The organism is Bacillus sp. DX3.1, from assembly GCF_030292155.1.
Taxonomy (GTDB): Bacteria; Bacillota; Bacilli; order Bacillales; family Bacillaceae_G; genus Bacillus_A.
The window spans coordinates 92501-115223 of the sequence record NZ_CP128153.1; the positions used below are offsets into that span (position 1 = coordinate 92501).

Consider the following 22723-nt stretch of genomic DNA (forward strand, 5'->3'; position numbering starts at 1 on the left):
TAGCAAAAACACAGGTCTCTGCGAAGCCGTAAGGCGAAGTATAGGGGCTGACACCTGCCCGGTGCTGGAAGGTTAAGGAGAGGGGTTAGCGCAAGCGAAGCTCTGAACTGAAGCCCCAGTAAACGGCGGCCGTAACTATAACGGTCCTAAGGTAGCGAAATTCCTTGTCGGGTAAGTTCCGACCCGCACGAAAGGTGTAACGATTTGGGCACTGTCTCAACCAGAGACTCGGTGAAATTATAGTACCTGTGAAGATGCAGGTTACCCGCGACAGGACGGAAAGACCCCGTGGAGCTTTACTGTAGCCTGATATTGAATTTTGGTACAGTTTGTACAGGATAGGCGGGAGCCATTGAAACCGGAGCGCTAGCTTCGGTGGAGGCGCTGGTGGGATACCGCCCTGACTGTATTGAAATTCTAACCTACGGGTCTCATCGACCCGGGAGACAGTGTCAGGTGGGCAGTTTGACTGGGGCGGTCGCCTCCTAAAGTGTAACGGAGGCGCCCAAAGGTTCCCTCAGAATGGTTGGAAATCATTCGTAGAGTGCAAAGGCATAAGGGAGCTTGACTGCGAGACCTACAAGTCGAGCAGGGACGAAAGTCGGGCTTAGTGATCCGGTGGTTCCGCATGGAAGGGCCATCGCTCAACGGATAAAAGCTACCCCGGGGATAACAGGCTTATCTCCCCCAAGAGTCCACATCGACGGGGAGGTTTGGCACCTCGATGTCGGCTCATCGCATCCTGGGGCTGTAGTCGGTCCCAAGGGTTGGGCTGTTCGCCCATTAAAGCGGTACGCGAGCTGGGTTCAGAACGTCGTGAGACAGTTCGGTCCCTATCCGTCGTGGGCGCAGGAAATTTGAGAGGAGCTGTCCTTAGTACGAGAGGACCGGGATGGACGCACCGCTGGTGTACCAGTTGTTCTGCCAAGGGCATAGCTGGGTAGCTATGTGCGGAAGGGATAAGTGCTGAAAGCATCTAAGCATGAAGCCCCCCTCAAGATGAGATTTCCCATAGCGTAAGCTAGTAAGATCCCTGAAAGATGATCAGGTTGATAGGTTCGAGGTGGAAGCATGGTGACATGTGGAGCTGACGAATACTAATAGATCGAGGACTTAACCATATAATATGAAGCAATGTTATCTAGTTTTGAAGGAATATACCTTCATCAGTTTGGTGATGATGGCAGAGAGGTCACACCCGTTCCCATACCGAACACGGAAGTTAAGCTCTCTAGCGCCGATGGTAGTTGGGACCTTGTCCCTGTGAGAGTAGGACGTCGCCAAGCAACCTTTAGACGAGTCATAATGACTCGTCTTTTTTGTATATAAAAAGTTTTGACTTCTCAGTTGGGAGGAAGAAACTTTCATTAAATAAAATACGAATTTGGTGATTAAGGAACAAAAAATTTGGCTACTATAGTGAAGAGGCAAAAGAGTTGCAAATTTCTTTAATACGTATATAATTAAAGTCAAAGATAGTCAAAGTCAATAAAGGTGGCGGATAAATGAGAAATATATCTGATATCATTGAGCAATATCTAAAGCAAGTTATTGACTTAAGCAATAATAATGTGATTGAAATTAAGAGAAATGAGATTGCCGATAGGTTTGATTGTGTGCCGTCTCAAATTAATTATGTAATCAATACCCGCTTTACGCTAGAAAGAGGATTTTTAGTTGAAAGCAAACGAGGTGGAGGAGGTTACATTCGCATTATCAAAGTCAAATTGCATGACGATATAGACATTATTGATCAAATGCTTCATATGATTGAGCGTAGTATTGCGCAAGGAAATGCAGAAAGTATTGTCATACGTTTAGTTGAAGAGGATATTGTGACAAAAAGCGAAGCAAAGCTTATGCTAAGCGTGTTAGATCGATCCGTATTATTAATGGATTTACCCTTTCGAGATGAACTTAGGGCTCGGATATTATGCGCAATGTTAAGAACGTTGAAATATAAATAAATACAGCTTTTGTTAAGAAGTGTTTTCACTGGTTATTCATTTCATAATGAGACTTTTTCACAGGTAATGTGTATTTTTCTCATAGAATAGTTTGAATGGAGAAAATAAAATCTAGTAATGTATGAAAAGTCTCATGGAATAACTCGTTCCTATTGTAAAGGTGGGGGGATTCGATGATTTGTCAAAATTGTAATACAAGACCAGCAGCTTTACATGTTACAAAAGTAATAAATGAACAAAAGACGGAAGTTCATCTTTGTGAGCAATGTGCTGAACAAAATGGCTATACGTCTTTCTTTCAATCACCACAATCTAGTTATTCTTTTCATGACTTATTAGCTGGATTACTACACGGGGAACAATCGATGTTTGAAAAACAGGAAGATAGTTTTTCGGATATAAAGGTATTGCGATGTCCAACGTGTAATATGACATATCAACAATTTGCTAAAATGGGTCGCTTTGGTTGTTCTTCCTGTTATGAAACATTTAAGGATCAACTACAGCCTATGTTAAAACGTCTTCATGGTGGTCATACACATCATTGTGGAAAAATTCCACAGCGTACAGGAGGAAATATTCATCTAAAGAAAGAATTAGATGAACTAAAACTAAAATTAAAGCGATGTGTACAACAAGAAGAGTTTGAAGAAGCGGCTCAGGTCCGTGATCAAATTCGAGGCATTGAAAATCAGCTTAGTGAGCATAGAGAGGGGGAATAATTCTATGTCACTGGATCGAATTATGAATGAAGCAATTAGCCCATGGATGAGGGGAGATGGTCCTGATTCCGATATTGTTTTAAGTAGTCGTGTTCGTTTGGCTCGTAATTTAAAAGATTATCATTTCCCTACTATGCAAACTGATAAAGAAGCAAAGCAGATCATCAAGATGTTTCAATCGAAGTTTGCTAATGAAACATCGAAATCCTTCGGGACGTTCGAACTATTAAAAATGAATGAACTTCAGCCGCTTCAAAGAAGAGTTTTAGTAGAAAAACATTTAATTAGTCCCAATCTTGCTGGAACAGAATTGGGTGCTTGTCTATTATCAGAAGGCGAACAGATAAGTGTGATGCTTAATGAAGAAGATCATGTGCGAATTCAGTGTTTGTTCCCGGGGCTACAATTATCAGAAGCACTCCAAAGTGCAAATCAAATGGATGATTGGATTGAAGAAGCGGTTGAATATGCTTTTGATGAATCAATTGGTTACATTACAAGTTGTCCTACAAACGTTGGTACGGGATTACGAGCTTCTGTAATGATCCATTTACCAGCGCTTGTTTTGACGAAACGAATAAACCGTATCATACAAGCAATTCAACAAATAGGTTTAGTTGTAAGAGGAATTTATGGTGAAGGTAGCGAAGCCTTAGGTAATATATTTCAAGTTTCCAATCAAATGACATTAGGAAAGTCAGAAGAAGATATTATAGAAGACTTAAAGAGTGTTGTTTATCAGCTTATACAGCAAGAAAGAGCAGCGCGAGAGATGGTTACGAAAAATTCAAGTATTGAACTTGAAGATCGAGTATATCGTTCTTATGGTGTATTAGCCAATAGTCGTTTAATTCAATCTGCTGAGGCAGCTACTTGTCTATCGGATATACGACTTGGCATTGATCTTGGTTATATAAAAAATGTATCAAGGCATATTTTAACGGAGCTAATGGTACTTACTCAGCCAGGAATCTTGCAGCAATATGCCGGTGGTCCCCTACAGCCTGGGGAAAGAGATTATCGTAGAGCGACTTTAATCCGTGAAAGATTAAGAATTGAACAAAATTGAGCGCAAGTAGGAGGCGATTTCTATGATGTTTGGAAGATTTACAGAACGAGCACAGAAGGTATTAGCTTTATCTCAAGAAGAGGCAATTCGCATTGGTCATAATAATATTGGAACAGAACATATTTTACTTGGGCTTGTACGCGAAGGTGAAGGAATTGCGGCTAAAGCATTAGTTGCTCTTGGGTTAAGTCCAGAAAAGGTGCAAAAAGAGGTAGAAGCATTAATCGGTCGTGGAACAGAAATGTCTCAAACGGTACATTACACACCTCGTGCAAAAAAAGTAATTGAGTTATCAATGGATGAGGCACGTAAACTTGGTCATTCTTATGTCGGAACGGAGCATATTCTACTTGGATTGATTCGTGAAGGTGAAGGAGTAGCGGCACGCGTTTTAAATAACTTAGGTGTAAGTTTAAATAAGGCAAGACAACAAGTACTGCAGCTTCTTGGAAGCAATGAGGCAACATCGGGTCATCAAGGCGGTGCTTCAGCAAGTGCGAATACACCAACACTTGATAGTTTAGCACGTGATTTAACAGTTGTTGCACGTGAAGGACGGTTAGATCCTGTTATTGGCCGCAGTAAAGAAATTCAACGTGTAATTGAAGTGCTAAGCCGTAGAACGAAAAATAACCCAGTGCTAATCGGGGAACCCGGCGTAGGTAAAACAGCAATTGCAGAAGGATTAGCACAACAAATTGTAAACAATGAAATTCCTGAAACTTTACGTGATAAGCGTGTTATGACATTAGATATGGGAACCGTTGTTGCTGGTACGAAATATCGTGGTGAATTTGAAGATCGCTTAAAGAAAGTAATGGATGAAATTCGCCAAGCGGGTAATATTATCTTATTTATCGATGAACTTCATACATTAATCGGTGCGGGTGGTGCAGAAGGTGCGATTGATGCATCTAATATTTTAAAACCATCTTTAGCGCGCGGGGAACTGCAATGTATTGGGGCGACAACGCTAGATGAATACCGTAAATATATTGAAAAAGATGCAGCATTAGAGCGACGGTTCCAACCGATTCATGTTGATGAACCAAGCTTAGAAGAATCTGTTCAAATTTTAAGAGGATTACGTGATCGTTACGAAGCGCATCACCGTGTTTCTATTACAGATGATGCAATTGAAGCGTCTGTAAAGCTTGCTGACCGTTATATTACAGATCGTTTCTTACCAGATAAGGCAATTGATTTAATCGATGAAGCTGCTTCCAAAGTACGCTTACGTTCTTATACAACACCACCAAATTTAAAAGAACTTGAAGTCAAACTTGAAGAAATTCGCAAAGAAAAGGATGCAGCTGTACAAAGTCAAGAATTTGAGAAGGCAGCTTCCTTACGTGATATGGAACAACGTTTACGTGAAAAATTAGAAGAAACAAAACGCCAATGGAAAGAGCAGCAAGGAAAAGAAAACTCGGAAGTGACAGTAGAAGATATTGCAAATGTCGTTTCTACATGGACGCGTATCCCTGTTTCTAAACTTGCACAAACAGAAACAAATAAATTGTTGAATCTAGAATCCATTTTACATGATCGTGTAATTGGTCAAGATGAAGCGGTTGTTGCGGTAGCAAAAGCAGTGCGCCGTGCGCGAGCTGGTCTGAAGGATCCAAAACGTCCGATTGGCTCATTTATTTTCTTAGGACCGACTGGTGTAGGTAAAACTGAGCTTGCACGTGCGTTAGCAGAATCTATGTTTGGTGATGAGGATGCAATGATCCGTATTGACATGTCTGAGTACATGGAGAAACATTCTACTTCTCGTTTAGTGGGATCTCCTCCAGGATATGTTGGATACGAAGAAGGTGGTCAACTGACAGAAAAAGTTCGTCGTAAACCATATTCTGTTGTTCTATTAGATGAAGTAGAGAAGGCACATCCAGATGTATTTAACATTTTACTGCAAGTGTTAGAGGATGGTCGTTTAACAGATTCTAAAGGACGTACAGTTGATTTCCGTAATACGATTGTAATTATGACATCTAACGTTGGCGCTGAGGCGTTAAAACGTAATAAACATCTTGGTTTTAATGTGCAAGATGAGAGCCGTGATTACTCAGATATGAAAGGAAAAGTAATGGATGAACTGAAAAAGGCATTTCGTCCAGAGTTCTTAAACCGTATCGATGAAATTATTGTCTTCCATATGCTTGAGAAAAAACATATTCAAGAAATTGTAATCCTTCTGGTTAATCAATTAGTGAAACGCTTAAAAGAAAACGAAATTGATTTAGAGTTAACAAGCGCGGCAATTGAAGCCATTGCTGATAAAGGATTTGACCGAGAGTACGGTGCTCGTCCACTCCGCCGAGCAATTCAAAAACATGTGGAGGATCGATTATCAGAAGAGCTTCTAAAAGGAGCGATTGAGAAAGGTCAAAAAGTTGTTTTTGATACTGAAGGAGAATCATTTGTCATTCGCAGTGCAGAAAAGGTAAAATAAGTATAGACAAACGAAGAGGGCTAAATGATAGCCCTCTTTCTTGTACGAGAAAAATATATGTATATATACATATGAAAGTGAAGTGAAGCGTAAAACACAATGGCTAAAAAGAAAACGAAATTTATATGTCAAGAATGTGGGTATCAATCGGCGAAATATATGGGGAAGTGTCCCGGATGCGGGCAATGGAATAAGCTTGTTGAGGAGATAGAACCAGTTGTATCATCACGTCGTATTAACTATGCAAATGCGATTCAATCAGAAGTAACGAAGCCACGTCGTCTTACAGAAGTAGAAACGAAATCAGAAGCACGTATTGAAACGAAATTTCAAGAGTTTAATCGTGTACTTGGTGGAGGAATTGTAGATGGTTCCCTTGTACTTATTGGAGGAGACCCTGGGATTGGAAAATCAACATTATTACTACAAATATCATCGCAACTAGCAGACTCCTCCTATGATGTGTTGTATATATCTGGTGAAGAATCAGCAAAGCAAATTAAAATACGCGCAGATCGTCTGCACGTAAATGGAAATAATTTATTTGTTGTTTCGGAAACAGATTTACAGCGAATTGCAACATATATAGATGAAATGAACCCTTCATTTGTTGTCATTGATTCCATTCAAACGATTCATTTACCGGAAGTGACTTCGGCGCCAGGAAGCGTCGCGCAAGTACGTGAATGTACAGCAGAGTTGATGAAACTTGCAAAAACGAAAGGAATTCCTATTTTTATCGTGGGGCATGTAACGAAAGAAGGGGCGATTGCTGGACCTCGTATGTTAGAGCATATGGTGGATGCGGTTCTTTATTTTGAAGGAGATCGTCATCATACATATCGTATTTTACGAGCAGTAAAAAATCGTTTTGGTTCCACAAATGAAATGGGAATTTTTGAAATGAAGGAATTGGGTCTTTCGGAAGTGTTAAATCCTTCTGAAATATTTCTAGAGGAAAGACCTGTTGGGGTCGCCGGCTCTACAGTTGTTGCTTCTATGGAAGGAACAAGACCTGTGTTAGTAGAAATACAAGCATTAATCTCTCCTACTAGTTTTGGAAATCCGCGAAGAATGGCTACAGGAATCGATCATAATCGTGTATCACTTATTATGGCGGTATTAGAAAAAAGAGCGGGACTATTATTGCAAAATCAAGACGCCTATCTAAAGGTTGCTGGTGGAATAAAGTTAGATGAACCAGCCGTTGACTTAGCGGTTGCCTTAAGTATTGCATCTAGCTTTCGAGATAAACCAACTGCGCCGGGAGATGCTGTGATAGGAGAAGTTGGTTTAACAGGTGAAGTACGGAGGGTATCACGAATTGAACAACGGGTACAAGAAGCGGCTAAATTAGGATTTCAACGAGTTATTATCCCGCGCAAGAATTTGGGTGGCTGGACAATTCCAGATGGGATTGAAGTGGTCGGTGTGTCCAATATAGGAGAGGCGCTTCGTTTGATATTAGGAGGCTAGGCTATGGAAGAAAACAAGCAACGAGTCAAAAGTATGATTAATATTTTACAGCTTGTTGCACCAGGGACACCGTTACGAGAAGGAATAGATAATGTACTTCGTGCGCAAACAGGTGGTTTAATTGTCCTTGGGTACAACGAGCAAATTAAAAGTATTGTCGATGGAGGATTTCACATTAATTGTGCATTCTCCCCTGCGAGCTTATATGAACTAGCAAAAATGGATGGAGCTCTTATTTTAAATGAGACGGGAAGTAAAATTTTAATCGCAAATGCACAGTTGGTTCCGGATGCATCTATTGATTCTATTGAAACAGGGATGCGTCATCGTACTGCAGAGCGAGTGGCAAAGCAAACGGCCAGTCTTGTTGTCGCTATTTCACAAAGGCGTAATGTCATTACGTTATATCAAGGAAGCTTACGTTATACATTAAAAGACATAGGTGTTATTTTGACAAAAGCAAATCAGGCGATTCAAACGTTAGAAAAATATAAAGCAGTATGGAATGATGGTATCACAAATTTGGGTATTCTAGAATTTGAAGAAGTCGTTACACTGTCTGAAGTTGTCCATGTTTTACACAGTGTTGAGATGGTGCTTCGTATTAAGAATGAAATCCTTAGCTATATTCATGAACTGGGGACAGAAGGTAGACTCATTCGGTTACAGCTTACCGAGCTCTTAGCAGATTTGGAAGCAGAGGCAGCGTTATTAATTAAAGATTATTACCAAGAAAAAACGCAAGACCACTATCAAATCCTAAAAAAATTACAAGAACTTGCGAATGCACAGCTATTAGAAGATAGTGATTTAGTCAAACTGCTTGGCTATTCTGGACAAACGAGTTTAGAGGAAAGTGTTACGCCAAGAGGGTACCGGATTGCGAGTAAAATTTCTAGAGTCCCACCTCTGATTATTGAAAATTTAATTAATCGATTTAAAAATCTGCAAGGGATTTGCCGTGCGACCATCAGTGATTTAGATGATGTAGAAGGAATTGGAGAAGTTCGAGCGAAAAAAATACGGGAAGGCTTAAAACGAATCCAAGAGCACCTATATATGAGTAGACACAATTAAGAATATTACATTGATTCCACAATATAACGACACTCAAACATTTTTGGTATATGATATGATATATTGGTAAATAAAGCAATTTATGAAAAGACACGTCCGCTTTTGCATTCGGCGTTTTGAGTAGCAAAACAATGGTTAATAATGAGTAGGAGGTGGTTGGATGTTAAGACGGATCGTACAGCTCTTCTTTTTAGTAATTGGTGGAGCGTTAGGGATTTTTCTGATCCCAAAAGTTATTAATGTATTGGACATTGGTGCAATCCCTTTGCTTGAAGGTTCTTATGTTCGTGCAATTATTGGTGCAATTATTTTATTTTTAACAACATTTTGGCTTGTAGATTATATCGTTCAACTTATTAAACATATTGAGGAAGCCCTTGTAAAGGCTCCTGTAACAGATGTTTTATTTGGCACGCTAGGATTAATTTCAGGTCTTATTGTTGCATATTTAATTTTGATACCAATTCGTGAATTTACAATTCCAGTCATTAGCACCGTATTGCAAATCTTCTTTACACTTTTACTTGGCTATTTAGGATTCCAAGTAGGATTTAAAAAGAGAAATGAATTGCTAGGGTTATTTACATTACCACAGCGCGGAGGTAAGAAGAAGAATAATAATAGCGAAAATGAAGATACAGAAGCAGAAAAGTCTTCTTCACATTGGAAGATACTTGATACAAGTGTAATTATTGACGGACGTATTGCTGATATTTGCCAAACAAAGTTTTTAGAAGGAACAATTGTGATTCCTCAGTTTGTGCTAGAGGAGTTGCAACATATTGCTGATTCTTCCGATGCGTTAAAACGTAATCGTGGCCGAAGAGGATTAGATATACTAAATCGCATTCAAAAGGAAATGCCGATTCCAGTAGAGATTTATGAAGGTGATTTCGAAGACATTCAAGAAGTAGATAGTAAGCTTGTAAAATTAGCGAAAATAACGGGCGGTACTGTTGTAACGAATGATTTTAATTTAAATAAAGTTTCTGAACTACAAGGAGTAACCGTTTTAAATATCAATGATCTAGCCAATGCAATTAAGCCGGTTGTCCTTCCTGGTGAGGAATTAAGCGTGTATGTCGTAAAAGACGGAAAAGAGCAAAATCAAGGTGTTGCCTATTTAGATGACGGCACAATGATTGTCGTAGAAGATGGTAGAGAGTACGTTGGTTCACAACTTGCTGTACTTGTTACGAGTGTACTGCAAACATCGGCTGGTCGCATGATTTTTGCGAAACGTAAATTATTAGAAAAAGCATTGTAAGTAGAGGGTTATTAGCATGTATACATTAATTATTCCAGCAGCAGGCCAAGGAAAACGAATGGGTGCTGGTAAAAATAAATTGTTTTTACTTATTAATGAAGTACCTATTATTGTGCATACATTACGTGCTTTTGAGAAAGATGAAGCATGTAAAAATATTATTATGGCGATTAATGAAGAAGAACGTTCTTATTTTTCCGAATTAATTCAGACATATCGTATTCAAAAGAGTGTTCAGTTTATTCATGGTGGAGCTGAAAGACAAGATAGCGTGTATAATGCGCTTCAACACGTAGAACATGTCGATTATGTCCTAGTACATGATGGGGCACGTCCATTTGTGACGAGCAAAATGATTCATCATGTATTGGAAGCAGCGAAGCAAAAGGGTGCCTCGATTTGTGCGGTACCTGTTAAAGACACGGTGAAAAAAGTAGAACAGAATACGGTGGTTGAAACAGTTGAACGTTCTCAGTTAAGAGCGGTACAAACACCCCAAGGATTTTATGTTCCGCTTTTATTGGAAGCACATAAGAGTGCGAAACAAGGATGCTTCTTTGGCACGGATGACGCGAGTCTAATAGAGCGGTTAGGTGAAAAAGTAGGTGTAGTAGAGGGGAGTTACTACAATATTAAGGTAACAACTCCTGAAGATTTATTGATTGCCGAAAGTTTTCTACGTGTTCAGTAGAAATGGTTGCGGTGGTATAATATGCTAAGAAAAGCTCGGTAGTTGCCGGGCTTTTCTTAATAGAGTCATCGATATAATATAAGTTCATAAAGTTCAGTAGTTTAGCTCAAGGAGGATGTAAAAATGTTTCGAATTGGACAAGGTTTTGATGTACACGAATTTGCAGAAGAAAGACCATTAATTCTAGGTGGAATTACAATTCCATATGAAAAAGGATTGTTAGGTCACTCAGATGCGGATGTACTTTTACATACAATTGCTGATGCATGTCTAGGAGCAATTGCTGCAGGTGACATCGGAAAGCATTTTCCGGATACAGATCCTGCCTTTAAAGATGCAGACTCAGCTGTGTTACTACAAAAAGTTTGGGAGTTTGTACGTGAGCAAGGATATGAATTAGGAAATTTAGATTGTACAATTATTGCACAGAAACCAAAAATGGCACCATATATTGAAAGTATGCGTAAACGTATTAGTGAATTGCTAGAAACGTCTATAGACAATATTAATGTGAAAGCAACAACAACTGAAAAATTAGGATTTACGGGAAGAGAAGAAGGAATTGCTTCTCAAGCAGTTGTATTATTACAGAAAAAATAGTTGTTTTTGAGTTGTAAGATGGATAATCGTATTTTTTTGGTGTACAATTATAGAATGTGTTGACATTAAGATTGGAAGGTGTACCAACTATGGAAAAGCAAGTGAGAGTGCGCTATGCGCCAAGTCCAACAGGACACTTACATATCGGAAATGCGCGTACGGCATTATTTAATTATTTATTTGCTCGTCATCAAAATGGCAAGTTCATTATTCGTATTGAAGATACTGATGTAAAACGTAACGTTGCTGGCGGTGAGGAAAGTCAATTAAAATACTTGAAATGGCTCGGTATGGACTGGGATGAAGGTGTTGATGTTGGCGGTGAATATGGACCGTATCGTCAAATGGAACGTTTAGATATTTATAAAAAGTTATATGAAGATTTATTAGAGCGTGGTTTAGCTTATAAATGTTATATGACAGAAGAAGAGCTAGAAGCAGAGCGTGAAGGACAAATCGCTCGCGGTGAAACACCTCGTTATGCAGGAAATCACCGTGATTTAACAGAAGAACAAGAGAAACAATTTGAAGCGGAAGGTCGTATTCCGAGCATTCGTTTCCGCGTGCCAGCAGACCGCGACTATACATTCAAAGATATCGTAAAGGATGAAGTAGCTTTCCACTCAAATGATTTTGGTGACTTCGTTATTGTGAAAAAAGATGGTATTCCAACTTACAACTTTGCAGTAGCAGTAGACGATCATTTAATGGAAATTACACATGTTCTTCGTGGTGATGATCATATCTCTAATACGCCGAAACAAATGATGATTTATGAAGCATTTGGATGGGATATCCCGGAATTCGGACATATGACATTAATCGTAAACGAAAGTCGCAAAAAATTAAGTAAACGCGATGAATCCATTATTCAATTCATTGAACAATATGAATCGCTTGGATATCTTCCAGAAGCAATCTTTAACTTTATCGCATTACTAGGTTGGTCACCAGTAGGAGAAGAAGAAATCTTCTCTAAAGATGAGTTTATCGAAATGTTTGATGCAGCTCGTTTATCAAAATCACCTGCATTATTCGATTCTCAAAAATTAAAATGGATGAACAACCAATATATGAAAAAGCAAGATCTAGATGGTGTTGTTGAGCTAAGCTTGCCACATTTAGTGAAAGCTGGTCGCGTAAGTGAAAACCTAAGTGAACAAGAAATGAATTGGGTTCGCGATGTAATAGCTTTATATCATGATCAAATGAGTTTTGGCGCTGAAATTGTAGAACTTTCTGACATGTTCTTCAAAGACCATGTGGACTATGAAGAAGAAGGACAAGAAGTATTAAAAGGTGAGCAAGTACCAGAAGTACTTCGCGCATTTGCAGCAGGACTAGAAGCATTAGAAGAAGTAGAGCCTGCAGCAATTAAAGCTACAATTAAAGCTGTTCAAAAAGAGACTGGTCATAAAGGTAAAGGTTTATTTATGCCAATTCGTGTTGCGACTACTGGTCAAACACATGGTCCAGAACTTCCGAATGCAATTGCATTGCTTGGAAAAGAAAAAGTTTTAAATCGTATTCATAAAGTAATTGGTTAACATTTTACGAATTTAGAAATATAATAAAAATACTTAAAACCTAATAAGGAAAAGCGACGAGAAGGAGAAGTAGAAAATCAGGCTTTTTACAGAGAGAACCACCATTTGGCTGGAAGTGGTTTATAAGCGGATTTTTGAAATGCCCCTTCGAGTCTTCTGCCCAACAACGAAGAGTTTCGGGAAACGTCATCAGGACGTAAAGTAAGCAGAAGCGGTATAAACCGTTATCATGGATGAGTTTGGGGTTTTTTTAAAAACCTAAACAGAGTGGAACCGCGCTTGAAAAGCGTCTCTGTCTATTGACAGAGGCGCTTTTTTTTATACCATGTAATTGGGTATGAGTATAAGCCTTTACACAGTTGGATAAAGAATAGGTAACAAGTGAGGGACAATTGTTAGCGATAGATCGGTTCACTCGGAAAAGCGGCCCATAAAGTGAAACTTCCATCAGTGGGAGTTTTTGATTCCCTACTGATGAAAAGCTATCACCAATCAGGCTCTTACGGATAGTTATTCTCCACCTAACTTTATTGTTTTTTTCGGATTTTGAGGTGAAGGTTTTACTACCCGTTATAGCGGGATAAAAGGGGAGGGGACGTCGATGTTTAAGAGACTTCGAGAGGATATTGAAGTCGTTTTTGAACAAGATCCAGCGGCGCGGAGTTATTTTGAAGTTATTTTAACTTACTCTGGATTACATGCAATTTGGGCACATCGAATTGCGCATGCCTTTTATAAACGGAATTTTTTCTTTATTGCACGTTCTGTTTCACAGGTTAGTCGTTTTTTTACCGGCATTGAGATACATCCAGGGGCCACAATTGGTCGCCGCTTTTTTATTGACCATGGCATGGGAGTTGTAATTGGGGAAACGTGCGAAATTGGAGATAATGTAACCATCTATCAAGGGGTTACGTTAGGTGGTACAGGGAAAGAAAAAGGAAAGCGTCATCCGACGATTCAAGATAATGTATTAATTGCAACAGGCGCGAAAGTACTCGGATCAATTACGGTTGGGGAAAATGCCAAAATTGGTGCCGGGTCTGTCGTATTGAAAGAAGTTCCAGCTCATTCTACAGTTGTAGGTATTCCTGGGCGCGTCAAGGTTCAAAATGGAGTGAAAGTAGGTCAAGAGTTAAATCATGCTGATCTACCAGATCCAATCTTTGATAAATTGAAAGTGATGGAAGAAGAGCTTGAACAATTAAAAAAGCAACTTGCAGTGAAAATGGAAAGGAAGGACGAAAATGACTATTCACATTTATAATACGTTAACGCGTCAAAAAGAAGAATTTGTTCCATTAGAAGAAAATAAAGTGAAGATGTATGTATGCGGACCGACAGTATACAATTATATTCACATTGGAAATGCAAGGCCACCTATGGTATTCGATACAGTGCGTCGCTACCTAGAACATAAAGGTTATGAGGTGCAATACGTTTCTAACTTTACAGATGTGGATGATAAGTTGATTAAAGCAGCAAATGAACTAGGAGAAGACGTTCCAACAATTGCAGATCGTTTTGTTGAAGCGTACTTTGAAGATGTAACTGCACTAGGTTGCAAGCATGCAACTGTTCATCCTCGTGTAACAGAAAATATGGATATTATTATCGAGTTTATTCAAGAGCTTGTGAATAAAGGATATGCATATGAATCTGAAGGTGATGTGTATTACAAAACAAAGGAATTTGAAGGTTACGGTAAACTGTCACATCAACCAATTGCAGACTTACGTCATGGTGCACGTATTGAAATTGGTGAGAAGAAACAAGATCCATTGGACTTTGCTTTATGGAAAGCTGCGAAAGAAGGCGAAATCTTCTGGGAGAGTCCGTGGGGGAAAGGTCGTCCTGGATGGCATATTGAATGCTCTGCGATGGCGCGTAAATATTTAGGTGATACAATTGACATTCATGCTGGTGGGCAGGATTTAGCGTTCCCACACCACGAGAATGAAATTGCACAATCAGAAGCGCTGACGGGAAAAACATTTGCACGCTACTGGATGCATAATGGATATATTAATATTAACAATGAAAAAATGTCTAAATCGCTAGGGAACTTCATTTTAGTTCACGATATTATTAAGCAATATAATCCGCAATTAATTCGCTTCTTTATGTTATCTGTTCACTATCGTCATCCAATTAACTTTAGTGAAGAATTATTACAGAATACGAATAATGGGTTAGAGCGTATTAAAACGGCATACGGTAATTTAAAACATCGCATGGAAAGCAGTACGGATTTAACGGATCATAACGAGAAATGGTTGGCTGAAATGGAGAAATTCCAAGTTGCATTTGAAGCAGCGATGGATGATGATTTTAATACAGCAAACGCAGTGACAGAATTATATAACTTAGCAAACCATGCAAATCAATATTTACTAGAAGAGCATACATCAAAAGCTGTGCTTGAGGCGTATGTAAAACAGTTTGAAACATTATTTGGCATCTTAGGATTAGAATTAACAAAAGAAGAATTACTTGATGAAGAGATTGAAATGTTAATTCAAAAACGTATTGAAGCTCGTAAAAATCGTGATTTCGCATTATCAGATCAAATTCGCGATGATTTAAAAGAGCGTAATATTATTTTAGAAGATACAGCACAAGGTACAAGATGGAAAAGAGGATAAACATGATTGATGCAAAGCAATTGAATAGCTTAGCGTTAGCATATATGGGTGATGCGGTATATGAACAATATATCCGCCATCACCTCCTTCAAAAAGGAACGGTTCGTCCCAATCAACTACATCGTTTAGGGACAAGCTTTGTTTCAGCAAAGGCGCAGGCGAAAGTTGTTTATTATTTTTTAGAGACGGCATTTCTAACAGAGGAAGAAGATGCGGTACTACGAAGAGGACGTAATGCGAATTCTGGTACTGTTCCAAAAAATACGGATGTACAAACGTATCGCTATAGTACTGCCTTTGAGGCATTGCTCGGCTATCATTATTTATTGAACAATCGTGAACGATTAGAAGAGCTTGTATATAAAGCAATTGATGTATTAGAGGTAAAGGAAGGAGACACATCAACATGAGTAGTGAATACATTATCGGCCGTAACCCTGTAATTGAAGCGTTACGATCAGGACGAGATATTAATAAGATTTGGATTGCAGAAGGTGCTACCAAAGGACAAGTGCAAATTGTATTAGCGTTAGCGAAAGAGAATAAAATTATTTTGCAGCATGCACCAAAGAAAAAATTAGATCAGCTTGTTGAAGGAAATCATCAAGGGGTGATTGCACAAGTTGCGGCATATCAGTATGCGGAATTAGAAGATTTATTTGAGGTGGCTGCTAAGCGTAACGAAGATCCGTTCTTCTTAATTCTTGATGAAATTGAAGATCCACATAACCTAGGATCTATTATGCGTACAGCAGATGCAACCGGAGCGCATGGGATTATTATTCCAAAGCGCCGAGCAGTTGGATTAACGGCATCGGTTGCAAAGGCTTCAACGGGAGCAATTGAATACATTCCAGTTGCTCGTGTGACAAATCTATCACGAACAATTGATGAGTTAAAGGAACGTGGTCTTTGGATTGCGGGCACAGATGCAAAAGGGAAAACAGATTATCGCAACTTAGATGGCAATATGCCGATTGGATTAGTAATTGGTAGTGAAGGGAAAGGTATGAGCCGTATTATTGGTGAAAAGTGTGATTTCCTTATTCATTTACCAATGGTTGGTAAAGTTACATCCTTAAATGCTTCAGTAGCTGCTAGTCTGCTAATGTACGAGGTATATCGCAAACGTCACCAGATTGGTAAGTAAAAATGGACGATATTTTAATCGTTGACGGTTATAACATTATTGGGGCTTGGAGCGATTTGAAACAACTTAGGGATGTGGATTTACAAGCATCAAGGGATGCGTTGATTGATAAAATGGCGGATTATCAAGGATACACAGGAACAAAAGTGATGATTGTATTTGATGCCTACACTGTTCAGGGTATTGAGAAGAAGATGAAGCAAGCGCGTGTTGATGTTATATTTACAAGAAAAAATCAAACGGCCGATGAAAAAATTGAGCAGCTTGCAATTGAACTCCGCAATATAAATACACAAATTTATGTTGCGACTTCAGATTACACAGAGCAGTGGGTTATTTTTGGTCAAGGTGCATTGCGAAAATCAGCCCGTGAGTTAGAGCTGGAGGTTAAGACGATGGAGCAGCAAGTACGTCGTCAAACACAAGAAGTGAAAGAAAAACAGCCAGCTATGCGAACGATATTTAGTAAGGATATTACAGAAAAGTTAGAAAAATTAAGGCGGGGAGAGCGTTGAAGCATTGACGCTCTTCAAGTATTTACTGTATAATATTTCTAAATAAATAGCGGTCGGAGGGATCAGGGTGGAAGCAAGCTTCGTGAGTACCAACAACGTTACGTTTCGCGATTTAGAGGATGAGGCAATAGTTGAGTTAGTTCGACAAGGTAATATCGATGCCCTTGAATATTTGATTCATAAGTACAAAAACTTTGTTCGTGCAAAATCAAGATCGTATTTTTTAGTGGGTGCCGATCGGGAAGATATTGTTCAAGAGGGTATGATTGGATTGTTTAAAGCGATTCGTGATTATAAAGAGGACAAGCTATCTTCTTTTAAAGCGTTTGCTGAACTGTGCATTACCCGTCAAATTATCACCGCTATTAAGACGGCAACAAGACAAAAACATATTCCTTTAAATTCCTATGTTTCTTTGGACAAACCGATTTATGATGAGGAATCTGATCGTACGCTATTAGATGTTATTTCAGAGTCGAAAGTGACCGATCCTGAAGAAATGATTATTAGTCAGGAAGAGTATAGTGACATAGAATTAAAAATATCTGAATTATTAAGCGATTTAGAAAGGAAAGTCCTTTCTTTATATTTAGATGGTCGCTCTTATCAAGAGATTTCAGAGCAGCTCAATCGTCATGTGAAATCAATTGATAATGCGCTGCAACGTGTAAAAAGAAAATTAGAACGTTATATGGAAATGAGAGAAAATACAACTTTAAATTCATAGTGTATGTTGCAGGGGAGATGGTTCTCCTGTATTCTTTTTTTACGAGGGACTAAGCGGCATGTCATTGACATTGTCTTTTATTGTATGATACATTTTTAACAGAACTCCCCTTCCATAAGCATTTCTAGGGCATATCCTAGGTGTTAGGGAGGAGATGAATGGTAATCACGTGTAATACGAAGTTTCTATTTCTTTTTTATTTTTGCAACAAGGATTAGAATAATTACCTGGAGAATGAATGAAACTGTAGGGCAAGCTTGTGTCCAAACAGTATAAATGACGCCTGTGGAGAGTATGTAAGGCTACTTGAATATCTCAATCAGCAATGCTCTATGAAACAGGAAGCTCCTTCTTCAAACGACTTGTTAGTGTGTTAAGGCGGGGTCATTCACAGACATAATGTTACAAGGTTGGTGTAACAAATGAGAAAAAAAGTTGTGCTCTCATGTGAAGAGTGTAAGAATCGAAACTACTCCACAATGAAAGATACGAGCTCGACAGAGCGACTTGAGATAAAGAAATTTTGTAAAACATGCAATATGCATACAGTTCACAAGGAAACAAAATAAATAATTGAAACAATACACTGGAGGTCCAGCAAATGCGTTTAACGAACTTTTTCGGCGATGTAGGTCGCGAAATGAAAAAAGTAAGTTGGCCCAAAAAAGATGAATTACTTCGTTCGACAGTTACTGTTATTGCGACAGTTGCATTTTTTGCGATTTTCTTTGCAGTAGTTGATATGGGGATTTCTTCTTTAATTCGGTTAATTCTTGAATAAGAAGCACTTATCCATGATATAATGTTATTTATACGAACTGTGTAAAAGCCCGGTGAACGGGTTTTTTCATTTGCACAAAAAAATGTACGTCAGGGAGGGAAGGACGCTCGTCCTAAATGAATGGAAAAAAGTTGGTATGTTGTCCATACTTATTCTGGATATGAAAATAAAGTAAAAGCAAACCTGGAGAAACGTGTAGAATCAATGGGGATGCAAGATAAAATTTTCCGTGTTGTTGTTCCGGAAGAAGTAGAAGTAGAAATGAAAAACGGGAAAGAAAAATTAACAAAACGAAAAGTATTCCCGGGTTATGTATTAGTTGAACTAATTATGACGGATGATTCTTGGTACGTTGTTCGTAATACGCCAGGTGTAACAGGTTTTGTTGGATCTTCTGGATCAGGTTCAAAACCATCTCCTCTATTAGAAGAGGAAGTTGTTACCATCATGAAGCATATGGGAATGGACAATGAAGTGGTTGATTTCGACTTTGAACTTCATGAAACGGTGCGTGTAAATGAAGGGCCATTCGCGAACTATACAGGTGCGATTGAAGAAATAGATATGGAAAAACAAAAAATAAAAGTGCTTGTAGATATGTTTGGTCGTGAAACGCCAGTTGAGCTCGACTTCCACCAAATAGAAAAATTATAAAATGAAACTTGAAATGAATTGTAAAAAGTGATAATATCTTTTAAGTCAGTACGTCTTCGGTAACGGAGACGTTTTTTGAAAAGATTTTATCGCTACAGATAAAATATGAAGTGGGAGGGCAAAAATTAATTGCCCAATTGACCACATCACGGACTTAAGGAGGTGTGTCTCGTGGCTAAAAAGGTAATTAAAATGGTAAAACTTCAAATTCCTGCAGGTAAAGCTAACCCAGCGCCACCAGTTGGTCCAGCATTAGGACAAGCGGGTGTTAACATCATGGGCTTCTGTAAAGAGTTCAACGCTCGTACAGCAGATCAAGCTGGTCTAATCATTCCTGTTGAAATTACGGTATTCGAAGACCGTTCATTCACTTTCATTACTAAAACTCCTCCTGCTGCTGTTCTTCTTAAGAAAGTAGCTGGTATTGAGTCTGGTTCTGGTGAACCAAACCGTAATAAAGTGGCAACTGTTAAGCGTGATAAAGTACGCGAAATCGCTGAAACTAAAATGCCTGACCTAAACGCTGCTAGCGTAGAAGCTGCAATGCGTATGGTTGAAGGTACTGCACGCAGTATGGGCATCGTTATCGAAGACTAATTCGATTTGTTTTTTTGTAAAAAAGGTTGCGGGTCTGGAATTCCAATTCGCAACCTTTATTATCGTAAATGAAAAGTGTTTTTAAATAAAAGGGTGGGCGCACATCCTCGATCATGTCGGAAAGAAGGCGTAAACGTGGGAGGTTATTCCGCTAAAACCACATTCAAGGAGGAAATAAACATGGCTAAAAGAGGTAAAAAGTACGTAGAAGCTGCGAAGCTTGTTGATCGTGCAACTGCTTATTCTGCAACAGAAGCAGTAGAATTAGTAAAGAAAACAAATACAGCTAAATTTGATGCAACTGTAGAAGCTGCATTCCGTTTAGGTGTTGACCCTAAGAAAGCTGACCAACAAATTCGTGGTGCAGTTGTTCTTCCACACGGTACTGGTAAAGTACAACGTGTATTAGTATTTGCTAAAGGCGAAAAAGCGAAAGAAGCAGAAGCTGCTGGCGCTGACTTCGTAGGCGATGCTGACTACATCGGTAAAATCCAACAAGGTTGGTTCGGTTTTGACGTAGTAGTGGCAACTCCTGACATGATGGGTGAAGTTGGTAAACTTGGTCGCGTATTAGGACCTAAAGGTTTAATGCCAAACCCTAAAACTGGAACAGTTACTTTCGACGTAACAAAAGCAGTTAACGAAATCAAAGCTGGTAAAGTTGAATACCGCGTTGATAAAGCTGGTAATATCCACGTGCCAATCGGTAAAGTGTCATTCGAAGATGCTAAATTAGTAGAAAACTTCAAAACAATCGCTGATACGCTATTAAAAGCGAAACCAGCTGCTGCAAAAGGTACTTACATGAAGAATGCAACTGTTGCTTCTACAATGGGACCTGGCGTACGTGTAGACGTTTCTACTATCGCGTAAAATTTGGAAGTTGACTTCGTGAAGAAGTTTTAATATAATCATTTATGTTGTGAATTTAAATAGTGTACCGTAGACAGTAGGCGCCAATGCGGCTTAATTTCCTACCTAGGTGTGAATATACGAAACGGAATTTTTTTCTGTGACTATATGCCTCCATGTCTACAATTGGGCATGGAGGTTTTTTAGTGCACTTTCGGTACATCTTCTATATAATCTACAGGAGGTGTAATAACATGAGCAAAGCAATCGAATCTAAACAACAAGTTGTAACTGAAATCGCTGAAAAACTTCGCGATAGTAAATCTACAATCGTTGTTGACTACCGTGGTTTAACAGTATCTGAAGCAACTGAATTACGTAAAAACTTACGTGAAGCTGGCGTTGAGTTCAAAGTTTACAAAAACTCTTTAACTCGTCGTGCTGCAGAATCTGCTGAAATGGCTGAGTTAAATGAATTCTTAACGGGACCAAACGCAATCGCGTTCAGTAACGAGGATGTAATTGCTCCTGCGAAAGTATTAAACGACTTCGCTAAAGATCATGAAGCTTTAGAAATTAAAGCAGGCGTAATCGAAGGTAAACTTGTATCACTTGATGAGGTTAAAGCTATCGCTACTCTTCCATCACGTGAAGGCTTACTTTCTATGCTTCTTAGCGTTCTTCAAGCTCCAATGCGTGGTCTTGCAATCGCTACTAAAGCAGTTGCAGATCAAAAAGAAGAGCAAGGCGCTTAATTTTCAAAAGATAATTACGTGTTATCGATAAAACAATAAGAACCTAATTAAGGGAGGATATTTACAATGACTAAAGAACAAATCATTGAAGCAGTTAAATCTATGACTGTATTAGAACTTAACGACCTAGTAAAAGCTATCGAGGAAGAATTCGGCGTAACTGCTGCTGCTCCTGTAGCTGTAGCTGGTGGCGCTGGTGAAGCTGCTGCTGAGCAAACTGAATTTGATGTTGTACTTGCTAGCGCAGGCGCACAAAAAATCAAAGTTATCAAAGTTGTTCGTGAAATCACTGGTCTTGGCTTAAAAGAAGCTAAAGAAGTAGTTGACAACACTCCAAAAGCAGTTAAAGAAGGCGCTTCTAAAGAAGAAGCTGAAGAAATCAAAGCTAAACTTGAAGAAGTTGGCGCTTCTGTAGAAGTTAAGTAATTAACTTTTGAAGCTATAAAAAAGCTCGCTCTTATGCGGGCTTTTTTTTTAACTGTAAAGAAAAGAGGTGGCCACGTGGCAGACCATTATTTTTCTAATGACCCTTCTAGTAAAAGTGATCGTAAACGATGGGAGTATACATTGAGAGGAAATCAATTTATTTTCTTATCTGATCATGGGGTGTTTTCGAAAAACGAGGTAGACTTTGGTTCTCGTCTTTTAATTGAAGCATTTCAAATGCCAGATGTTCGAGGCGATGTGTTAGATGTTGGGTGTGGATATGGTCCGATTGGTTTGTCGTTAGCAAAAGAGTCTCAAGGGCGCGAGGTTCATATGGTGGATGTGAATGAAAGAGCACTTGAACTTGCGAAAGAAAACGCTGCTAATAATAAAATCGGGAATGTCCGCATTTATCAAAGTAGTGTCTATGAGAATATTGATGGACAATACGCTGCGATTCTATCTAATCCGCCAATTCGTGCAGGTAAGCATGTTGTGCATGAGATTTTAGAAAAGGCTGTCGATCATCTTGTCCCTGGCGGCGAACTTTGGATTGTTATTCAAAAGAAGCAAGGGGCACCATCTGCAATGAAAAAACTAGAAGCAGTGTTTTCTGAAGTGGACGTTGTAGAAAAGAAAAAAGGATATTATATCATAAAATCAAAAAAACGTTGACGGTTATTTTTGGCTATGTTAACATTATACAATGCCAATATATGATTTTCTGCGTTGAGAAAGATGTATATT

General features: G+C 38.9%; 24 protein-coding genes, 2 rRNA genes and 2 other annotated features (1 of these 28 only partly in view). All 26 genes read left to right on the forward strand.

All coding sequences use genetic code 11. The annotated features are described in order from the left end of the window. Positions 1-1121, forward strand: a 23S ribosomal RNA gene (locus tag QRE67_RS00500); it begins 1801 nt to the left of the window's first position. A gap of 49 nt (positions 1122-1170) precedes the next feature. Then, positions 1171-1286, forward strand: a 5S ribosomal RNA gene (gene rrf / locus QRE67_RS00505). A 219-nt stretch (positions 1287-1505) separates the two neighbouring features. Further along, on the forward strand, positions 1506-1967 hold the full coding sequence (locus QRE67_RS00510) for a CtsR family transcriptional regulator (RefSeq protein WP_286123079.1): 462 nt from the start codon (positions 1506-1508) through the stop codon (positions 1965-1967). Positions 1968-2140: 173 nt separating this feature from the next. Then, positions 2141-2689: a protein-arginine kinase activator protein McsA gene (gene mcsA, locus QRE67_RS00515; RefSeq protein ID WP_286123080.1), complete on the forward strand. Its 549-nt coding sequence runs from the start codon at positions 2141-2143 to the stop codon at positions 2687-2689. Positions 2690-2693: 4 nt separating this feature from the next. Next, on the forward strand, positions 2694-3758 hold the full coding sequence (mcsB, locus tag QRE67_RS00520; RefSeq protein WP_286123081.1) for a protein-arginine kinase McsB: 1065 nt from the start codon (positions 2694-2696) through the stop codon (positions 3756-3758). A 22-nt stretch (positions 3759-3780) separates the two neighbouring features. Next, positions 3781-6216: an ATP-dependent protease ATP-binding subunit ClpC gene (gene clpC, locus QRE67_RS00525; RefSeq protein WP_286123082.1), complete on the forward strand. Its 2436-nt coding sequence runs from the start codon at positions 3781-3783 to the stop codon at positions 6214-6216. A gap of 99 nt (positions 6217-6315) precedes the next feature. Next, entirely contained in the window at positions 6316-7692 is a 1377-nt protein-coding gene (gene radA, locus QRE67_RS00530; protein WP_286123083.1) for a DNA repair protein RadA, read from the forward strand. 3 nt (positions 7693-7695) lie between these two features. Beyond that, positions 7696-8769 carry a DNA integrity scanning diadenylate cyclase DisA gene (disA, locus tag QRE67_RS00535; RefSeq protein WP_286123084.1) on the forward strand — a complete coding sequence of 358 codons (1074 nt, stop codon included), beginning with the start codon at positions 7696-7698 and terminating at the stop codon, positions 8767-8769. Positions 8770-8929: 160 nt separating this feature from the next. Further along, positions 8930-10036: a PIN/TRAM domain-containing protein gene (locus QRE67_RS00540; RefSeq protein ID WP_286123085.1), complete on the forward strand. Its 1107-nt coding sequence runs from the start codon at positions 8930-8932 to the stop codon at positions 10034-10036. Positions 10037-10052: 16 nt separating this feature from the next. After that, positions 10053-10727, forward strand: a complete 675-nt coding sequence (gene ispD / locus QRE67_RS00545; protein ID WP_286123086.1) for a 2-C-methyl-D-erythritol 4-phosphate cytidylyltransferase — start codon at positions 10053-10055, stop codon at positions 10725-10727. 123 nt (positions 10728-10850) lie between these two features. Continuing rightward, a complete protein-coding gene (ispF, locus tag QRE67_RS00550) occupies positions 10851-11327 on the forward strand; it encodes a 2-C-methyl-D-erythritol 2,4-cyclodiphosphate synthase (RefSeq protein ID WP_286123087.1) in 477 nt (158 codons plus the stop codon). A gap of 89 nt (positions 11328-11416) precedes the next feature. Then, positions 11417-12874, forward strand: coding sequence for a glutamate--tRNA ligase (gene gltX, locus QRE67_RS00555; RefSeq protein WP_286123088.1), 1458 nt, complete (start codon positions 11417-11419; stop codon positions 12872-12874). A 47-nt stretch (positions 12875-12921) separates the two neighbouring features. Further along, positions 12922-13171 (forward strand) — a binding site (T-box leader). A gap of 304 nt (positions 13172-13475) precedes the next feature. Beyond that, positions 13476-14141, forward strand: a complete 666-nt coding sequence (gene cysE / locus QRE67_RS00560) for a serine O-acetyltransferase (RefSeq protein WP_286123089.1) — start codon at positions 13476-13478, stop codon at positions 14139-14141. Beyond that, entirely contained in the window at positions 14122-15519 is a 1398-nt protein-coding gene (cysS, locus tag QRE67_RS00565; protein ID WP_286123090.1) for a cysteine--tRNA ligase, read from the forward strand. The genes cysE and cysS overlap by 20 nt, the downstream gene beginning before the upstream one ends. 2 nt (positions 15520-15521) lie before the next feature. After that, on the forward strand, positions 15522-15929 hold the full coding sequence (locus tag QRE67_RS00570) for a Mini-ribonuclease 3 (protein WP_286123092.1): 408 nt from the start codon (positions 15522-15524) through the stop codon (positions 15927-15929). Next, entirely contained in the window at positions 15926-16669 is a 744-nt protein-coding gene (gene rlmB, locus QRE67_RS00575; protein WP_286123093.1) for a 23S rRNA (guanosine(2251)-2'-O)-methyltransferase RlmB, read from the forward strand. The genes QRE67_RS00570 and rlmB overlap by 4 nt, the downstream gene beginning before the upstream one ends. A gap of 2 nt (positions 16670-16671) precedes the next feature. Next, positions 16672-17184 (forward strand): NYN domain-containing protein, encoded by a 513-nt coding sequence (locus tag QRE67_RS00580; RefSeq protein WP_286123094.1) that lies wholly within the window; start codon positions 16672-16674, stop codon positions 17182-17184. A gap of 67 nt (positions 17185-17251) precedes the next feature. Then, positions 17252-17911: an RNA polymerase factor sigma-70 gene (locus QRE67_RS00585; RefSeq protein WP_286123095.1), complete on the forward strand. Its 660-nt coding sequence runs from the start codon at positions 17252-17254 to the stop codon at positions 17909-17911. Between the two features lie 422 nt (positions 17912-18333). Next, complete coding sequence (gene rpmG / locus QRE67_RS00590; RefSeq protein ID WP_286123096.1) at positions 18334-18480, forward strand: 50S ribosomal protein L33; 147 nt, start codon at positions 18334-18336, stop codon at positions 18478-18480. Between the two features lie 32 nt (positions 18481-18512). Continuing rightward, positions 18513-18692 (forward strand): preprotein translocase subunit SecE, encoded by a 180-nt coding sequence (gene secE / locus QRE67_RS00595; protein WP_286123097.1) that lies wholly within the window; start codon positions 18513-18515, stop codon positions 18690-18692. Positions 18693-18812: 120 nt separating this feature from the next. Continuing rightward, the gene (nusG, locus tag QRE67_RS00600; protein ID WP_286123098.1) at positions 18813-19346 is read left to right on the forward strand and encodes a transcription termination/antitermination protein NusG; all 534 of its coding nucleotides are present in this window, start codon (positions 18813-18815) and stop codon (positions 19344-19346) included. 171 nt (positions 19347-19517) lie between these two features. Beyond that, complete coding sequence (gene rplK / locus QRE67_RS00605) at positions 19518-19943, forward strand: 50S ribosomal protein L11 (RefSeq protein ID WP_001085872.1); 426 nt, start codon at positions 19518-19520, stop codon at positions 19941-19943. Positions 19944-20123: 180 nt separating this feature from the next. After that, the gene (gene rplA, locus QRE67_RS00610; RefSeq protein WP_286123099.1) at positions 20124-20816 is read left to right on the forward strand and encodes a 50S ribosomal protein L1; all 693 of its coding nucleotides are present in this window, start codon (positions 20124-20126) and stop codon (positions 20814-20816) included. Between the two features lie 49 nt (positions 20817-20865). Continuing rightward, positions 20866-21009: a sequence feature (ribosomal protein L10 leader region), on the forward strand. A 40-nt stretch (positions 21010-21049) separates the two neighbouring features. After that, positions 21050-21550, forward strand: a complete 501-nt coding sequence (gene rplJ, locus QRE67_RS00615) for a 50S ribosomal protein L10 (RefSeq protein WP_286123100.1) — start codon at positions 21050-21052, stop codon at positions 21548-21550. Between the two features lie 66 nt (positions 21551-21616). Continuing rightward, positions 21617-21976 carry a 50S ribosomal protein L7/L12 gene (rplL, locus tag QRE67_RS00620; protein WP_003194333.1) on the forward strand — a complete coding sequence of 120 codons (360 nt, stop codon included), beginning with the start codon at positions 21617-21619 and terminating at the stop codon, positions 21974-21976. Between the two features lie 75 nt (positions 21977-22051). Next, the gene (locus tag QRE67_RS00625) at positions 22052-22651 is read left to right on the forward strand and encodes a class I SAM-dependent methyltransferase (protein WP_286123101.1); all 600 of its coding nucleotides are present in this window, start codon (positions 22052-22054) and stop codon (positions 22649-22651) included. Positions 22652-22723 lie beyond the last annotated feature (72 nt).

Coding starts and splice junctions, on each gene's coding strand:
- rplA (WP_286123099.1), top strand. CDS start 20,124: ATGGCTAAAAGAGGTAAAAAGTACGTAGAAGCTGCGAAGCTTGTTGAT.
- rpmG (WP_286123096.1), top strand. CDS start 18,334: ATGAGAAAAAAAGTTGTGCTCTCATGTGAAGAGTGTAAGAATCGAAAC.
- rlmB (WP_286123093.1), top strand. CDS start 15,926: ATGAGTAGTGAATACATTATCGGCCGTAACCCTGTAATTGAAGCGTTA.
- secE (WP_286123097.1), top strand. CDS start 18,513: ATGCGTTTAACGAACTTTTTCGGCGATGTAGGTCGCGAAATGAAAAAA.
- rplJ (WP_286123100.1), top strand. CDS start 21,050: ATGAGCAAAGCAATCGAATCTAAACAACAAGTTGTAACTGAAATCGCT.
- cysE (WP_286123089.1), top strand. CDS start 13,476: ATGTTTAAGAGACTTCGAGAGGATATTGAAGTCGTTTTTGAACAAGAT.
- cysS (WP_286123090.1), top strand. CDS start 14,122: ATGACTATTCACATTTATAATACGTTAACGCGTCAAAAAGAAGAATTT.
- mcsA (WP_286123080.1), top strand. CDS start 2,141: ATGATTTGTCAAAATTGTAATACAAGACCAGCAGCTTTACATGTTACA.
- gltX (WP_286123088.1), top strand. CDS start 11,417: ATGGAAAAGCAAGTGAGAGTGCGCTATGCGCCAAGTCCAACAGGACAC.
- clpC (WP_286123082.1), top strand. CDS start 3,781: ATGATGTTTGGAAGATTTACAGAACGAGCACAGAAGGTATTAGCTTTA.
- QRE67_RS00510 (WP_286123079.1), top strand. CDS start 1,506: ATGAGAAATATATCTGATATCATTGAGCAATATCTAAAGCAAGTTATT.
- mcsB (WP_286123081.1), top strand. CDS start 2,694: ATGTCACTGGATCGAATTATGAATGAAGCAATTAGCCCATGGATGAGG.
- QRE67_RS00540 (WP_286123085.1), top strand. CDS start 8,930: ATGTTAAGACGGATCGTACAGCTCTTCTTTTTAGTAATTGGTGGAGCG.
- rplL (WP_003194333.1), top strand. CDS start 21,617: ATGACTAAAGAACAAATCATTGAAGCAGTTAAATCTATGACTGTATTA.
- ispF (WP_286123087.1), top strand. CDS start 10,851: ATGTTTCGAATTGGACAAGGTTTTGATGTACACGAATTTGCAGAAGAA.
- radA (WP_286123083.1), top strand. CDS start 6,316: ATGGCTAAAAAGAAAACGAAATTTATATGTCAAGAATGTGGGTATCAA.
- ispD (WP_286123086.1), top strand. CDS start 10,053: ATGTATACATTAATTATTCCAGCAGCAGGCCAAGGAAAACGAATGGGT.
- QRE67_RS00580 (WP_286123094.1), top strand. CDS start 16,672: ATGGACGATATTTTAATCGTTGACGGTTATAACATTATTGGGGCTTGG.
- disA (WP_286123084.1), top strand. CDS start 7,696: ATGGAAGAAAACAAGCAACGAGTCAAAAGTATGATTAATATTTTACAG.
- nusG (WP_286123098.1), top strand. CDS start 18,813: ATGGAAAAAAGTTGGTATGTTGTCCATACTTATTCTGGATATGAAAAT.
- QRE67_RS00570 (WP_286123092.1), top strand. CDS start 15,522: ATGATTGATGCAAAGCAATTGAATAGCTTAGCGTTAGCATATATGGGT.